The organism is Streptomyces sp. NBC_01775 (genome assembly GCF_035917675.1).
GTDB lineage: Bacteria > Actinomycetota > Actinomycetes > Streptomycetales > Streptomycetaceae > Streptomyces.
On record NZ_CP109104.1, the window covers coordinates 7570163 to 7585706 of the forward strand.

11 protein-coding genes are annotated in these 15544 nt (G+C 72.9%); 7 read left to right on the top strand and 4 right to left on the bottom strand.

Translation table 11 applies throughout. The features are described from left to right. Nucleotides 1-21: 21 nt before the first annotated feature. A complete protein-coding gene (locus tag OHB04_RS33640) occupies nucleotides 22-489 on the top strand; it encodes a GNAT family N-acetyltransferase (RefSeq protein WP_326691408.1) in 468 nt (155 codons plus the stop codon). Between the two features lie 45 nt (nucleotides 490-534). On the opposite strand, the gene OHB04_RS33645 is transcribed toward OHB04_RS33640, so the two are convergent. Then, complete coding sequence (locus tag OHB04_RS33645; protein WP_326691409.1) at nucleotides 535-1398, bottom strand: NmrA family NAD(P)-binding protein; 864 nt, start codon at nucleotides 1396-1398, stop codon at nucleotides 535-537. A gap of 88 nt (nucleotides 1399-1486) precedes the next feature. On the opposite strand from OHB04_RS33645, the gene OHB04_RS33650 reads away from it, so the two are divergent. The 4 genes from OHB04_RS33650 to OHB04_RS33665 all read left to right on the top strand — a co-directional run bounded on the left by OHB04_RS33650 (nucleotide 1487) and on the right by OHB04_RS33665 (nucleotide 8917). Beyond that, nucleotides 1487-2236, top strand: coding sequence for a TetR/AcrR family transcriptional regulator (locus tag OHB04_RS33650; RefSeq protein ID WP_326691410.1), 750 nt, complete (start codon nucleotides 1487-1489; stop codon nucleotides 2234-2236). A gap of 196 nt (nucleotides 2237-2432) precedes the next feature. Further along, nucleotides 2433-5966 carry a DNA polymerase III subunit alpha gene (locus OHB04_RS33655; RefSeq protein WP_326693045.1) on the top strand — a complete coding sequence of 1178 codons (3534 nt, stop codon included), beginning with the start codon at nucleotides 2433-2435 and terminating at the stop codon, nucleotides 5964-5966. Further along, nucleotides 5963-7006 carry a DNA polymerase Y family protein gene (locus tag OHB04_RS33660; RefSeq protein WP_326808923.1) on the top strand — a complete coding sequence of 348 codons (1044 nt, stop codon included), beginning with the start codon at nucleotides 5963-5965 and terminating at the stop codon, nucleotides 7004-7006. The genes OHB04_RS33655 and OHB04_RS33660 overlap by 4 nt, the downstream gene beginning before the upstream one ends. A gap of 72 nt (nucleotides 7007-7078) precedes the next feature. After that, the gene (locus tag OHB04_RS33665) at nucleotides 7079-8917 is read left to right on the top strand and encodes an ankyrin repeat domain-containing protein (RefSeq protein ID WP_326808924.1); all 1839 of its coding nucleotides are present in this window, start codon (nucleotides 7079-7081) and stop codon (nucleotides 8915-8917) included. 60 nt (nucleotides 8918-8977) lie between these two features. Here the strand turns inward: OHB04_RS33665 and OHB04_RS33670 are convergent, their stop codons facing one another. After that, nucleotides 8978-11278, bottom strand: coding sequence for a heavy metal translocating P-type ATPase (locus OHB04_RS33670; protein WP_326691413.1), 2301 nt, complete (start codon nucleotides 11276-11278; stop codon nucleotides 8978-8980). A gap of 205 nt (nucleotides 11279-11483) precedes the next feature. Here OHB04_RS33670 and OHB04_RS33675 point away from each other — a divergent pair, with 205 nt between their 5' ends. Then, a complete protein-coding gene (locus OHB04_RS33675) occupies nucleotides 11484-12566 on the top strand; it encodes a hypothetical protein (protein ID WP_326691414.1) in 1083 nt (360 codons plus the stop codon). 106 nt (nucleotides 12567-12672) lie between these two features. Next, nucleotides 12673-13554, top strand: coding sequence for an esterase/lipase family protein (locus tag OHB04_RS33680; RefSeq protein ID WP_326808925.1), 882 nt, complete (start codon nucleotides 12673-12675; stop codon nucleotides 13552-13554). Nucleotides 13555-13650: 96 nt separating this feature from the next. On the opposite strand, the gene OHB04_RS33685 is transcribed toward OHB04_RS33680, so the two are convergent. Together OHB04_RS33685 and OHB04_RS33690 are read right to left on the bottom strand one after the other, a co-directional pair. Beyond that, entirely contained in the window at nucleotides 13651-14304 is a 654-nt protein-coding gene (locus tag OHB04_RS33685; RefSeq protein ID WP_326691416.1) for a pyridoxamine 5'-phosphate oxidase family protein, read from the bottom strand. Between the two features lie 177 nt (nucleotides 14305-14481). After that, the gene (locus OHB04_RS33690; protein WP_326808926.1) at nucleotides 14482-15462 is read right to left on the bottom strand and encodes a lytic polysaccharide monooxygenase auxiliary activity family 9 protein; all 981 of its coding nucleotides are present in this window, start codon (nucleotides 15460-15462) and stop codon (nucleotides 14482-14484) included. Nucleotides 15463-15544 lie beyond the last annotated feature (82 nt).

Genomic DNA, 15544 nt, shown 5'->3' on the forward strand with positions numbered 1-15544 from the left:
GGAGTTGTAGCGTGCCGACCCATGAGTACCAGTGCCGCACTCCCGTACACCGTCCGCGCCGCGCGGCCCGAGGACTACGACACCCTCGTCGCCGTCGTCGACGACTGGTGGGGCCGCCCCGCCTCCCGCGATCTCACCCGGGTCTTCCTGGACCACTTCCATGCGACGAGCCTCGTCGCGGAGGGGCCGGACGGGAGCCTGGCGGGCTTCGTCGTCGGCTTCCTCTCGCCCTCGGACCCCGACTGCGCCTACATCCACTTCACCGGCGTCGCACCGGCCAGACGTAAGACGGGCCTGGCCCGTGACCTGTACGAGCGCTTCTTCGCGCGGGCCCGCGCCGACGGCCGCACGGTGGTCAAGGCCATCACCTCCCCGGTCAACACCCGCTCCGTCGCCTTCCACACCGCCCTCGGCTTCACCGCCTCGGACCCGCTCCCGGACTACGACGGCCCCGGGCTGGACCGGGTGACTCTCCGGATGGAGCTGTAGAAGAACGCGGTTGAACGGAGCTGTAGGAGAACCCGGCGACCGAGCTCAGTCGCCGGCCGGCTGTTCGCGCAGCACCGCGTCCAGGGTGAGGGGGGCGCGGCCGAGCAGGGTGGAGAGTGTCGGGTCGACGGCGGCGAATTCGCCGGCGCGGCCGGCGGCGAACATGCCCAGCAGCTGCTCCACCGCATTGTCGGGGACGCCCCGCTCCCCCAGCTGCTTCCGGAACTGGTCCTCCGGCGCGGTGATCCTCTTGATGGTGCGGCCCGTCACCTCGGTGGCGAGGGCGGCGATGTCGTCGAAGGTGAGCGCCCGCGCCGCGGTGAGCGGCGGCGTGGGGCCGTCGAAGCGGCCTTCGTCGGCCAGGACGGCGGCGGCTGCGTCGGCGAGGTCGGCGTGCGCGGTCCAGCTGACCGGCCCGTCCGCGGGGAGTGCGACCTGGCCGGATTCCAGGGCGGGACCGAGGAACCGCACCGCGCTTGCGGCGTAGAAGCCGTTGCGCAGCGACGTGAACGGCACACCCGAGGCGCGTAGCGCTTCCTCGGTGGCGGCGTGGTCGCGGCAGGGCTGGAAGCGCGACGAGGCGTCGGCCCCCATATGGCTGGTGTAGAGGATGCGGCGGGCACCCGCCGCGACGGCCGCGTCGATCGCGGCGCGGTGCTGCCGCACGGCCTCTTCGCCCACCTTGTCGACAGAGACGATGAGCACCTGGGAGGCGCCCTCGAAGGCATGCCCGAGGCCGGCGGCGTCGGTGAAGCTGCCGTGCCGCACCCGTACCCCCTGGTCGGCGAGCGCCTGTGCTTTTCGCGGGTCGCGGACGCTGACGCCGACCTGGTCGGCCGGCCTGCGGGTCAGCAGCCTCTCGACGATCTGGCGTCCGAGCTGTCCGGTGGCTCCGGTCACGATGATCATGACTCACTCCCGATCTGTTTCCGATGTAATCATGTTTAGCATAACAGTGTTACTAACGATGGAACCGTTCGGGCTATATCGTTGATGCATGCCACCTCGTTCACGCAGCAGGAGCGGCGCTGCCGCCGCCGAACCCGATACCGCCGCCCCCACGGGCCGCGAGCAGACCCGGCAGCGGATCATCGAGGCCGCTGTCGACCTGCTGGAGCGCGAGGGCGGCGACGCGGTCACCACCCGCGCGGTGGCGGTCGCGGCAGGTCTTCAGCCGCCGGCCATCTACCGGCTGTTCGGCGATAAGGACGGACTGCTCGAAGCGGTGGCCGAGCACGGCTTCGCCGCGTTTCTCGCGGCCAAGCGCATCGACTCCGCCCCGCAGGACCCGATCGAGGATCTGAGGGCGGGCTGGGACCTGGCGGTCGAGTTCGGGCTGGCTCATCCCGCGCTGTACACGCTGATGTACAGCGAACCCGCGGGTGCCACGTCCGCCGCCTTCAAGGCGGGTATGGAGATCTTGAGGGGCCGTATCCGGCGCCTCGCCGAAGGCGGCTGGCTGAGGGTCGACGAGGAACTCGCGGTCGTGATCATCCATGCCACGGCGCGCGGCGCCGTGCTCACCTGGCTGTCGCTGCCGGAGGGCCGGCGCCCTCCGGCCCTGTTGACCGCCCTGCGGGAGTCCATGGTCACCGCCGTCACCAGCCAGGAGCCGGCTGTGCGGGACGCGGGCCCGGCCGGTGCCGCCCGTGCCTTGCGTGCCGTGCTGCCCGAACAGACGACGCTCAGCGGCGCGGAGCGGCAGCTGCTGCGGGAGTGGCTGGACCGGCTCGCCGCCGACGGTTGAGGCGCGGCGGCTCCCGTCTGGCGCGGTGGCTCTCCTCCGGGTGCGGTGGCTCCCGTCTGGTGCTGACCTGCGGTGATCCTTCCCACCCCTTCATTCGAATAGTAGTTCGAAATCTGGTCTATGGTGGAGCCGGGACAGCAGAAGAGGGGGGTGCGGAAGTGGCAGGAGGTGTGCGCCGGTGGCCGAGTTCTCCGGGATGCCCGGATTCACGCATCTGCACGTCGCCTCCGGCTTCTCGATGCGCTACGGCGCCTCGCACCCCGAGGCCCTCGCCGAGCGGGCGGCCGAGCGGGGGATGGAGGCGGTCGCGCTGACCGACCGGGACACGCTCGCGGGTGCCGTACGGTTCGCGAAAGCGACGGCGCGGGCGGGGGTGCGGCCCGTGTACGGGGTCGAGCTGGCCGTCGGGGAGCGCGCGGCGCGGGGCGGGGAACGGCCCGGCGTCCGCCGCCGCACCCCTGTCAGAGGTGGGGCCTTTGTCGATGAATCGGCACAGCGTGCCGTCTTCCTCGCCCGGGACGGCGCCCACGGCTGGGCCGAGCTGTGCCGGATGGTCACCGCCGCACACGCGGACGCCGACGGGAAACCGCTGCTGCCCTGGGAGGCGCTGCGCGGCGAGGCGGTGACCGTGCTGCTCGGCGCCGACTCCGACGTCGGCCGCGCCCTTGCCGCCGGGCGCCCCGACCGCGCCGCCGCGCTGCTGGGGGAGTGGCGCGAGATCTACGGCGACGCGCTCCGGCTGGCGGTCACCGCCTCCGGCCCGCTGCGCGAGGCCGCCAGGGCGCTGGGCCTGGCAGCGCAGGAGGGCGTCAAGCCCGTGTTGACCAACGCCGTGCGCTACGCCGACCCCGCGCGGGCCGACGCCATCGAGGTCGCCGATGTGCTCGACGCGGCCCGCCGCCTGGTGCCCGTCGACCCGCGCAAGGGGCTCGACAACGGCGAGCGCTGGCTGAAGGGGCCGGACGGGATGGCGGAGGCCGCCCAGCGGATCGCCGAGGCGGCCGGATACCGCCACAACACCGCGCTCCGGCTGCTCGCCCTCACCGAGGAGACCGCGGCCGGCTGCCGCATGGACCCGGAGGAGGACCTGGGTATCGGCCGGGTGCACTTCCCCGAGCCCTGGCTGGCCGGGACCGGCGGCCACACGGCCGAGCGCGCGCTGCGCTCCCGCTGCGCGGCGGGAATGGTCTCGCGCGGGTACGAGCGGGAGGGCAAGCGCTGGCGCCGGCTGGAGGACGAGCTGGCCGTCATCGAGAGCCTCGGCTACTCCTCGTACTTCCTGACCGTCGCGCGGATCGTCGAGGACGTACGGGAGCTGGGGATACGGGTCACCGCGCGCGGTTCGGGCGCCGGATCCCTCGTCAACCACCTGCTGAACATCGCGCACGCCGACCCCGTCGAGCACGGGCTGCTGATGGAGCGCTTCCTCTCCCCGCGCCGCGCCGTGCTCCCCGACATCGACGTCGACGTGGAATCGGCGCGGCGGCTGGAGGTCTACCGCGCCATCTTCGAACGCTTCGGCGAGGAGCGGGTGGCGACCGTCGCCATGCCGGAGACCTACCGGGTGCGGCACGCCATCCGGGACGTGGGCGCGGCGCTGGGCATGGACCCCGACGAGGTCGGCCGCCTCGCCAAGGCGTTCCCGCACATCAGGGCGCGGGACGCGCGCGCGGCGCTGGCCGAGCTGCCGGAGCTGAGGGAGCTACGGGAACTGCGGGAGACCGGCGGCCCCGGTGCGCACGGGGAGCACTTCTGGGAGCTGGTCGAGGCGCTGGACGGGCTGCCGCGCGGGGTCGCCATGCACCCGTGCGGGGTGCTGCTGTCGGACTCCTCGCTGCGGGCCCGTACGCCCGTCGTGCCCACCAGCGGCGAAGGCTTCGCGATGGCGCAGTTCGACAAGGAGGACGTGGAGGACCTGGGCCTGCTCAAGCTGGACGTACTGGGGGTACGGCTCCAGTCGGCGATGGCGCACGCGGTCGCCGAGATCGAACGGGCCTCCGGCGAGCGGCTCGACCTGGACGCGGTCCCGGCGGGCGACCCCGCCACCTACGAGCTGATCCGCGCCTCGGAGACCCTGGGCTGCTTCCAGATCGAGTCGCCGGGCCAGCGCGATCTGATCGGCCGGCTCCAGCCGGAGAACTTCCACGATCTGGTGGTCGACATCTCCCTCTTCCGCCCCGGCCCTGTGGGCGCCGACATGGTCCGGCCCTTCATCGAGGCCCGGCACGGGCGGCGCCGGATGCGGCTCCCGCACGAAGACCTGGAGCCCGCGCTGCGCGAGACCTACGGGGTGGCGATCTTCCACGAGCAGGTCATCCGGATCCTCTCGATGCTGACCGGGTGCGACCGGGGCCGGGCCGACGAGGTGCGCCGGGTGCTGAAGGACGACGAGAAGCGCGCGGCGGCGAAGCTCTGGTTCGAGCGCGCCGCCGGCCGCCGGGGCTACGCGCCCGAAGTGATCGAGCGGTCCTGGGAGATCGTGGAGTCCTTCGGCTCGTACGGCTTCTGCAAGGCGCACGCGGTGGCCTTCGCGGTGCCGACCTACCAGTCGGCCTGGCTCAAGACGCACCGGCCCGCCGCCTTCTACGCCGGGATCCTCGAACACGACCCCGGGATGTACCCCAAGCGGCTGCTGCTGGCGGACGCGCGGCGCCGCGGGGTTCCGGTGCTGCCGCTGGATGTGAACCGGTCGTCGGCTTCCTATCAGATCGAACTGGAGTCTGATTCTGGATTGTGGGGACTCCGCCTCGCGCTCTGTGACGTGCAGGGCATCAGCGAGGCCGACGCCGCGCGGGTCGAGGCGGGCCGGCCCTACGGTTCACTCGCCGACTTCTGGCAGCGGGCCCGCCCGCCCCGCCCGGTGGCCGAACGCCTCGCCCAGGTCGGGGCGCTGGACGCCTTCGCGCCCGGCGGCAACCGGCGCGACCTGCTGTTGCACATCGCCGAACTGCACCGCGCCCAGCGCGCGAAGGGGGCACGGGAGGGCCAGCTCGCGCTGGGCGAGGGCGGGAACGGCGGGGGCGCCGGGGACGACAGGGATGCCGGGAGCGGCAGGGGCGGGGAGAAGGGGACCGGGGCGCAGGAGGCCGAGCCCGTACACCTGCCCGACCTGGACGGGGACGAGAGGCTCGGCGCCGAACTCGGCGTCCTCGGCATGGACGCCTCCCGGCACCTGATGGCCGATCACACCGCCTTTCTGCGGGAGTTGGGCGCGCACTCGGCGCGCACCCTGCGCTCGGCCCGGCACGGCGAGACCGTACTGATCGCGGGCGCCAAGGCGGCCACCCAGACCCCGCCGCTCGCCTCGGGCCGGCGCGTCATCTTCACCACGCTGGACGACGGCACGGGCCTGTCCGACCTCGCCTTCTTCGAGGACTCCCACGAGGCGTGCGCCCACACCGTCTTCCACTCCTGGCTGCTGCTGGTGCGCGGCGTGGTCCAGCGGCGCGGGCCGCGCAGCCTCAGCGTCGTCGGCTCGGCCGCCTGGGACCTGGCCGAACTGGTCGAACTGCGCCGCGAGGGCGGCCTGGAGGCGGTCGCGGCCCGGCTGGCGGAACCCCCGGAGGCGCCCGCGGACCCCGAGGACGGACCGGCCCCGGAACGCACCATCGAGGTCGCACCCGGCTACGAGATGCACCCCTGGGCCGACCTGCGCCCGGCCGGCGAGTCCGCCGGCTCGCCCAAGGCGCTCCGCAAGATGTGGCACTCCAGCACGGGGAGCGCGGGATGAACGGCCGGACGGGACGGACGGGACCGGACGGTGCGGCCCCGGAGCACGAACCGCACGTGCTGTACGTCCACTTCGGCGCCCGCGTGCGCGAACACCCCGAGCGCTACGAGGCGCTGCTCGCGCTCCTCACCGACATCACCCCCGTCGTCCAGCCGCAGCCGCCGGAGGCCGCGCTCGCCGATGTCCGCGGCGCGCTGCGGTACTTCGGGCGAGACGCGGTGGGCCTCGCCCAGCTCGTACGGCTGCGCGCGCTCGCCCTGCACGGCACCGACTGCGCCGTCGGGGTGGCCGCCAGCCCGCTGCTCGCCCGGATGGCCGCGACCGCCGGGCCGCCGGAGTCCGGGCGGGTACGCGAGGTGCGGCCCGAGGAGGCGGCCGGGTTCCTCGACCGCAGGCCCGTCGCCGCGCTGCACGGGGTCGGCCCCGCCACGGCCCGGACGCTGTGCTCGTACGGCCTCGACAGCGTAGGCCGGGTCGCGGCAGCGCCGCCCGCCACGCTCCAGCGCATCCTCGGCGCCGTACCGGGGCGCCGGGTGCACGAGTGGGCGCGCGGCATCGACCCCACGCCGGTGACCCCTACAGCGCCGGCGCGCTCGGCCGGAGCGGAGCACCGCTTCGGCCACGACGAACTGGACGCGGGACAGCGGCGGCGGGCGCTGCTCACGCTCGCCGACGAACTGGGCTTCCGGATGCGTACGGAACGGCAGGTGGCGCGAGGCCTGAGCCTCACCGTCCGCTACGCCGACCGCTCGGCCACCACCCGGACCCGAAGGCTGGCCGAACCCACCGCGCACACCCCGACTTTGGCCGCCACGGCCTATGCCCTGCACGACGCGCTGGGCCTCCAGCGGGCCCGGGTGCGGGGGCTGGCGCTGCGTGTCGAGGAGCTGACGGCGGCCGAACTGGCCACGCATCAGCTCTCGTTCGAGGCGCGGGACGAGAAGGCCCGGCGCGCGGAGGCGGCGGCCGACCGCGCCCGCCACCGCTTCGGCGCGGACGCGGCACGCCCGGCCGGGGGGTGGGGGAGAGCGGCGGCCTGAAGCGCGGCCGAAGGCCGAAGCGGCCACCCGGTGCGACGGTGCGCTGTCAGGGGCCCGTGCCAGCATGCGGACATGGGTTTCTTTGACGATCTCGTCGTGGAGGAAGAGCCGGGGAAGGAGCCGCCCCGCGTGCTCGAACTGGGGCCTCCCACACCGGAGTCACTGTCCGACCGTCCGCCGGAGGACTGGTATCTGCCCGCCGTGCTGCCGCGCCGTACACATGCCGGCGCGGGTCCGCACGCGCGGGTGATGCTCACCGGCCTGTCCGTGTGGCCGGGCGCGGTGACGCTCCATCTGGTCGCCTTTCTCCGCCGCATGGAGACAAGGGGTTTCGGCTTCCGTCCAGAGCGCGAACGCGCGGGCGGGCTCAGAGCCGGGCTGCTGCTCGGGGACGGGCTGAGGGTGACGACGATGGACGGCGACCCGTGGCCCCCTCCGCGCGGCAGAGGGCGGCCGTACACCCTGACCAGCCACGGCGGGCACGGCGGCGGCTTCAGGACCGAGGTGGACCTCCTGCTCTCCGCGCTGCCGCCCGAGGGGCCGTTGACGCTGGTGATCGAGTGGCCCGGCCAGGGCGTGCCCGAGACCCGGACGGACCTGGACGCGGCGGAGATACGCGCCGCCGCCTCCGAGGCGCTGGAGATATGGCCCGGACTGGGCACCCCCGTGCCCGACCCGGACCCGGACCCGGAAGCGGGCCAGAACACGGAGGCGGAGGCGGACCCGGACCCGAACGCGGAGGCCGGTGAGACCGTCTCCTTCGGCTTGGTCAGCGCCGGGCCCGACGACATCCTGGCCCCCGCGCCCGAGGATCTTCTGACGGGCCCGCTCCGGCGGCTGTTCGCGCGGGCGGACCCGGACCCGGACCCGGAGCCCGACCCGCACCGCTACGATCCGCGCCCCGACTGGGACGGGATGCCCCCGGACGGCTGGAGCGATCCGCGTCTCGTACGCGTACGGCTCGACGCCGGTGCCGACCCCCACTGGGCGGGCGAGGCCGAGGACGATGAGGGGCGCACCCTGCTGCACTACGCGGTGGAGAGGGGTGCCCCCGCTGAGGTGCTGACCGAACTGGTGCGGCACGGCGCACAGGTGGACGCCCCCGACGAAGAGGGGGTGACTCCGCTGTGGGAGGCGGTCTGCGAGAGCGCGCCCGAGATGTGCGAGACGCTGCTGGCGGCGGGCGCCGATGCCTGGCGGCCCTGTATGGACGGGTGGACCCCGGGCCGGCTGGCGCTCACCCATCCCGTGCTCGCCCCGCTCTTCGAGAGCCTGCCGGGGACCGTGCCGCTCACCGAGGAGGAGCGCGCGGCGCAGGCCGAGGCAGACCGGCTCATCGAGGTCTTCCGCGCGGTTGAGCACACGGAAGGTGCCGGCTTCGCGTTCGTGGCGGGGGACAGCGAGGAGGACATCCTCCGCAAGCTGGGCTCCGACCCCGCGACGTGCCCGGTGCTCGACCTGAACCGCGAGCCGGGCCCGCACGGCACGGGCCCCGGCGGCTTCGACCCCGGAGACCACGAGGAGAGCCAGTACTGGGTCGGAGTCACCGGGGTGGAGGGCGGCTGTGTCATCACCCAGCCGATGGGATACGTCCCCGAGGACGCCCGCTTCCTGAAGAAGATCTCCCCGGGCACCGTCGCCTACGGCGTCTACTTCAACCCCAAGGGCGGCACGTTCGGGACGCTCGCGCGGGACGGGAAGGAGAAGAAGCACGAGGAGATCGGCCTCCGGCCCTTCGAGGGGGACCCGCCCGAGTTCTACCGCTTCCGCTTCTGGGAGAGCGGCGAGAACGCCCCCCACTGCGCCGCGCCCCTCGCCTACGCCTGCGCCATGGCGGGTATGGCCTTGACCGACGCGGCGCCGTTGACGGGCCCGCCTCGCCGCTGGGTCCGGATCCCGTACAAGCCGTAGCGCACGACGCACGGGCTCGCCGCCCTGGCAGCCCGGCCACGGCGGCGGGCCTCGCGCCCGTCACGCCGCGGTGCGGAACCTCCGCAGGCGCAGGCTGTTGCCGACGACGAAGACCGAGGAGAAGGCCATCGCGGCTCCCGCGATCATCGGGTTCAGCAGCCCGGCGGCGGCGAGCGGCAGGGCCGCGACGTTGTAGGCGAACGCCCAGAAGAGGTTGGACCGGATCGTGCCCAGCGTCTTGCGTGCGAGCCGGATCGCGTCGGCGGCGGCCCGCAGGTCACCGCGTACAAGGGTGAGGTCGCCCGCCTCGATCGCCGCGTCCGTGCCGGTGCCCATCGCGAGCCCCAGGTCGGCCTGGGCGAGCGCTGCGGCGTCGTTGACGCCGTCGCCGACCATGGCCACCGAACGCCCCTCGTCCTGAAGCTTCTTGACGACGCTGACCTTGTCCTCGGGCATGACCTCGGCGATCACGTCCTCGGCGTCGATGCCGACCTCGGCGGCAACCGTCTCGGCCACGGCACGGTGGTCGCCGGTCAGCAGCACGGGCCGCAGGCCCAGGCCGCGCAGCCGCCGGACGGCCTCGGCGCTGGTCGGCTTGATGGCGTCGGCGACCTCCAGGACGGCGCGGGCCGTCCCGTCCCAGGCCACCGCGATGGCGGTGCGCCCCGCCTGCTCGGCCGCCGCCTTGGCCTGCGCCAGTTCGGCGGGCAGTTCCATCGCCCGGTCCCTGAGCAGCTTCTCGCGCCCGACCAGCACCGCGTGCCCCTCGACGATGCCCTGGACGCCGAGCCCGGGGACATTGGCGAAGTCCTCGGGGGCGGGCAGGGCGCCGTACCGCTGGGTCGCGCCCTTGGCCACCGCCCGGGCGATGGGGTGCTCCGAGGCGCCCTCCAGCGCGCCCGCCAGCCGCAGGACCTCTTCCTCGGTGGCGCCCTCGGCCCCGTCCGCCACGTGGACGGCCAGCAGGGTCATCTCGCCGCTCGTCACGGTGCCGGTCTTGTCGAGCACTATGGTGTCGGCCCTGCGGGTGTTCTCCAGCACCTCCGGGCCCTTGATCAGGATGCCGAGCTGGGCGCCGCGGCCGGTGCCGACCATCAGCGCGGTCGGGGTGGCCAGGCCCAGCGCGCAGGGGCAGGCGATGATCAGTACGGCGACGGCGGCGGTGAACGCCGCCGTCAGCCCGGCCCCGCTGCCCAGCCAGAAGCCGAGGGTGCCGAGCGCGAGCGCGATCACCACCGGCACGAAGACCGCGGAGACGCGGTCGGCCAGCCGCTGGGCCGCGGCCTTGCCGTTCTGGGCGTCCTCGACCAGTTTCGCCATCCGCGCGAGCTGTGTGTCGGAGCCGACGCGGGTGGCCTGGACCACCAGCCGCCCGCCCGCGTTGAGGGTGGCGCCCGTGACCGGGTCACCGGTGGTGACCTCGACGGGCACGGACTCACCCGTCAGCATCGAGGCGTCGACGGCCGAGCTGCCCTCGGCCACCGTGCCGTCGGTGGCGATCTTCTCGCCGGGGCGTACGACGAAGCGGTCGCCGACGGCCAGCTCCTCGGTGCGGATGAGCACCTCGCGCCCATCCCGCAGGACGGTCACCTCCTTGGCGCCCAGCTCCAGCAGCGCCCGGAGGGCCGCGCCCGCGCGGCGCTTGGAGCGTGCCTCGAAGTAGCGGCCCGCCAGGATGAAGGCGGTGACCCCGGCGGCGGCCTCCAGATAGATGTTGCCGGCGCCGTCCGTGCGCGCGATCGACAGCTCGAAGGGGTGCGTCATCCCCGGCTCGCCCGCCGTGCCGAAGAACAGCGCCCACAGGGACCACAGCATCGCCGCCGAGGTGCCGACCGAGATCAGGGTGTCCATCGTGGCCGCGCCGTGCCGGGCGTTGACCCAGGCCGCGCGGTGGAAGGGCCAGGCGCCCCAGACCACGACGGGCGCCGCGAGCGTGAGCGAGAGCCACTGCCAGTAGTCGAACTGGAGAGCCGGGATCATCGCCATCGCGATCACCGGTACGGCCAGGACGGTGGAGCCCGTCAGCCGCTGCCGCAGTGGCGTGAGCTCGCCGTCGTCCTCCTCCTCGCCGCTGCCCTCACCCGCCGCTTCGTCGTCCGTCCCCGTGCGGGCGGGGGCCGGAGGGGCGGCCGTGTAGCCGGTGGCCTCGACGGTGGCGATCAGATCGTCGACCGCGACCCCGCCCTCGTAGCTGACCTTCGCCTTCTCCGTCGCGTAGTTGACGGAAGCGGTGACCCCGTCCATGCGGTTGAGCTTCTTCTCGACGCGGGCGGCGCACGAGGCGCAGGTCATCCCGCCGATCGCCAGCTCGACCTCGGCACCGCCGGTGCGTCCGGCGTCCTGAGTGGTGGTGGTCGTCATCGCTCCTCCTGGACAAGGGTGTCGCGGCCACTACTGTGTCATACCCTTCGGGGGTATCGGTAGCGCCGGGATCATGTATACCCCCACCCCCTATTGAACGCAAGGCGCTCCAGGGCTTGAATTGCTACCCCCTAGGGGTATCTTGTGCTGTGGGTTCGCCCCGTCCGGGGCGGCACGCTGGGGAAGATCCGTCCAAGGGGGCACCATGAACACCGCAGTCAAGATCGCAGCCTTCGGTACCGCGCTCGCCGCCACGTTCGGCACCGCCTACGGCGCGGGCAAGGGGCTCGGCCCCCTGGGCACCGACGCCGAGCCCGAGTCCGTGGCACGGCACGGCGCGCACGGCGAGGAGAGCGGCGGGGCAGGGGGCGACGGGGGTGGGTCGCACGGCGGCAAGGGCGCCGGTGCGCACGGCGGCCACGGGCCGGACGGGAACGCGGAGGCGGCGGGCGCCGCCCGGCCGGGGGGCCTCGCGCTCACGGAGCGGGGGTACGCGCTGGAGTTGAAGACCCCGCGCGTCCAGGCGGGCAAGAAGGAGGAGCTGCGCTTCACCGTGCGCGACACCGAGGGCAAGAAGGTCACCGCGTACAAGAAGGAGCACGACAAGGAGCTGCACCTCATCGTCGCCTCCCGGGACCTGTCCACCTTCCGGCACCTGCACCCGAAGCGCTCCGCCGACGGCACCTGGAGCACGGCCGTCAACCTGCCCAGGGCGGGGGGCTACCGCCTGTTCGCGGACTTCACCCCGGACGCCAAGGAGGCGAAGGGCCGCACGCTCGGCGCCGACCTGGCCGTGGCGGGCCGCTACCACCCCGAGAGCCTGCCCGTGCCCGCCCGCACGGCCACCGTCGACGGGTACGAGGCCCGCCTCGACGGCGGGCTGGAGCCCGGCAAGGCGCGCGAGCTGAAGCTCAAGGTCTCCAAGGGCGGCAAGCCCGTCACCGACCTCCAGCCCTATCTCGCCGCGTACGGCCACCTGGTGGCGCTGCGCTCCGGTGACCTGGGCTATCTGCACGTTCATCCGAACGGGGAGCCCGGCGACGGCCGGACGCGCCCGGGTCCGGAAATCTCCTTCACCACGACGGCGCCGAGCGCCGGCGCGTACCGGCTCTTCCTGGACTTCAAGCACGACGGCAAGGTCCGCACGGCCGCCTTCACGGTGCACGCGGGCGGCAAGGGCGACGCGGCAGCCAAGGGTGACGCGGCGGAAGGCAAGGGTGACGGAGGCGGCGAGGAGGGGGCGGGCGGCCACGAGGACGTGGGCGGCGCGGGTGCGCACCGGCACTGAATTCGTTCAGCGCGGATACTGGTCAAGCCTGCTTACTCGCGCGTAAGTTGACGGCCGTTCAACAACTCCGCTCCAACCCCAACCCTCACAGCGCGAGGAGCCGGACATGAAGCTGAAGCTGTCAGCGTCGTCAGCACAGCGCGTACGCAGACCCGCCGCCGTCGTGGCCATGACGGTCGTCGTGGCCGCACTGCCCGTCACCGCGACCGCCACAGCGGCGCCCACCGACACGCGGGCCGCCGGCGGCTGGAACGACTACTCCTGCAAGCCCTCGACGGCCCACCCCCGCCCCGTCGTCCTGGTGCACGGCACCTTCGGGAACTCCGTCGACAACTGGGTGGGCCTCGCCCCCTACCTGGTCGAGCGCGGCTACTGCGTCTTCTCCCTCGACTACGGGCAGCTGCCCGGCAAACCCTTCTTCCACGGACTCGGCCCCATCGAGGAGTCCGCCAAGCAGCTCGGTACCTACGTCGACAAGGTGCGCCAGGCCACCGGTACCCAGAAGGTCGATCTCGTGGGCCACTCACAGGGCGGCATGATGCCCCGTCAGTACCTCAAGTTCGGCGGCGGAGCCGAAAAGGTGAACGCGCTGGTCGGCATCGCACCCAGCAACCACGGCACCACCTTGAGCGGGCTGAGCAAGCTCGCCGACCAGTTCCCGCCGGTCGGCGACGTCGTCGGCGACATCGGCCCCGCGCTGCTTCAGCAGATGGAGGGCTCCGACTTCCTCAAGAAGCTGAACGCGGGCGGCGACACGGTGCCCGGCGTGAAGTACACCGTCATCGCCACCAAGTACGACGAGGTCGTCACGCCCTACAAGTCCCAGTTCCTGGACGGCCCGGGTGTCAAGAACGTGACGCTCCAGGACCTGTGCCCCGTCAACGTCTCCGAGCATCTCGCCATCGCGCTCGCCGACCGGATGGCCTTCCACGAGACGGCGAACGCGCTGGACCCCGCCCACGCCAGCCCGACGACCTGCGTGTCATGAGCGGGGCACTGTGCCCCCGGGAGTGGGCGGGACACCTGCGGTCCCGGGAGCGGGCGGGACACCTGCGGTCCGGGGGGCGAGGGCCGCGCCGGTGACTCAGCCTTCCGTGTAGATCTTCTCGGCGTACTTCGCGCCGTAGTACTCCTCCAGGAACTCCAGGGAGGCGTCGGAGCGGTCGAGTGCCTTGGCGAGCCGGGCGCGGTTCGGTACCGCGTCCGGCTGCCAGGTCTCCGGCTCCCAGGTGCGCGAGCGCAGGAAAGCCTTGGAACAGTGGTGGAAGACCTCGTCGATCTCCACCACCAGCGCCAGCTTGGGCCGGTTGCGCCGGACCACCATCTCGTCGAAGAACGGCGCCTCGCGCACCAGGCGGGCCCGCCCGTTGACGCGCAGCGTGTCGCCACGGCCCGGCAGGAAGTAGATGAGGCCCACGTGCGGGTTGGACAGGATGTTGCGGAAGCCGTCCACCCGCTTGTTGCCGGGCCGTTCGGGCAGCGCGAGCGTACGGTCGTCGAGGATCTTCGTGAACCCGGGCGGGTCGCCCTTGGGGGAGACGTCGCAGCTGCCGTCGGCCGCCGAGGTGGCCACGAGGCAGAACGGCGAGTGGGCCAGCCACTCGCGGTCGAGGTGATGGAGCCTGGCGCGTGACTTGTGCAGCGCGTGGACGGTGGGCTCGCCGATGAGGGCGCGCAGCTCCTCTTCGGTGGTGACCTCGACCATGCCGTCGGTGACAGCTGACGATTCCTGTCCCATGAACGCCCCCCGCCTTTCGTCGTGTACGAAAGAGCGTACGACAGCGCCGCCGCCTCCCCCTGAGATGAAGACAAAGGAGGGAGACGGCGGCGGGTTCGGCGGCAACGGCCACCTCTGGTAGCGGCCGGGGCGCCGGGTCAGTGGCCGGAGCGCCAGGTCAGCGGCTGGGGCGCCGGGTCAGCCGCGGTACTTGGCGGCGCGGCGGCGGGAGGTGGCGATCAGCAGACCCGCACCGGCCGCGACGATCGCGGCACCGCCGATCGCCAGCGGGGCCGTATTGCTCTCACCGCCGGTCTCGGCGAGTTTCGCCTTTTCCGAACCGCCCTTGGGATCGGGCGCGTTGGCATCCTCCGTGGGGTTCCCGGAGCTGGGTTCCACCGTGGGGTTGGCGTGCGAGGTGGGGTGCTTGCCGCCGTGGCCCTGGTGGTCCACGGTCGACTTCTTCAGTCCCTCGACGATCTGCTCCTCACCGGGGGCGGCGGGCGCGGGGGCGGCGGTCTCGGGCGGGGTGTCGCCCGGTGCCTCACCGCCGAAGGTGACGTCCGAGCAGGTGTAGAACGCCTCCGGACTGTCCGAGCGCTGCCAGGTGCTGTAGATCAGGTGGCGGCCCGACTTCTTCGGCACGGTGCCGTCGAAGACGTAACTGCCGTCCTTCAGCGTCGGGTTCGTCACCGACGCGAAAGGCTTTTCCTCCAGGTCGGACCACTTCAGCGGCTTGGCCGGGTCGTAGCCGTCCTTGGTGATGTAGAGATCGATGGTGCCCTTGTGCGGGGCCGTCGCCTTGTAGCTGAAGGTGTGCTTGCCCTCCTTCATCTCCGAGGCGGGCCAGTCGGCGCGCGGCAGGTCGAGGCCCTTGTACTTGTCGCGGCCCGCGCTGCACAGCTTCCCGTCGGGAATGATCTCCTTGTGCTTGCCCGCCGCGTCGGGGATGTTGACCTCGTTCCAGTCGTAGAACGCCTGCGGCCCGCTCGCCTGCAACGCGGCCTTGCAGGCTTCCGACTTGGGGCTCTCCGGCCCTTCGGCGAAGCAGGTCGAGATCCGGCTGACGGGGTCGGACATGGATCCGTGCGCGGCGGCGGGTCCTGCGGACACCATGGTGAGCACGAGCGGGGCGAAGCCCAAGGCCGCGATGCCGGCGGTCTTACGGCGAACAGTCATGGTGGAGGTCTCCTTGGTCACGGGGGACGTCGAAGTGGTGCGCGGGGATGCCGGATTGTGTGGGGGTGCGGGGCGGGCCCAC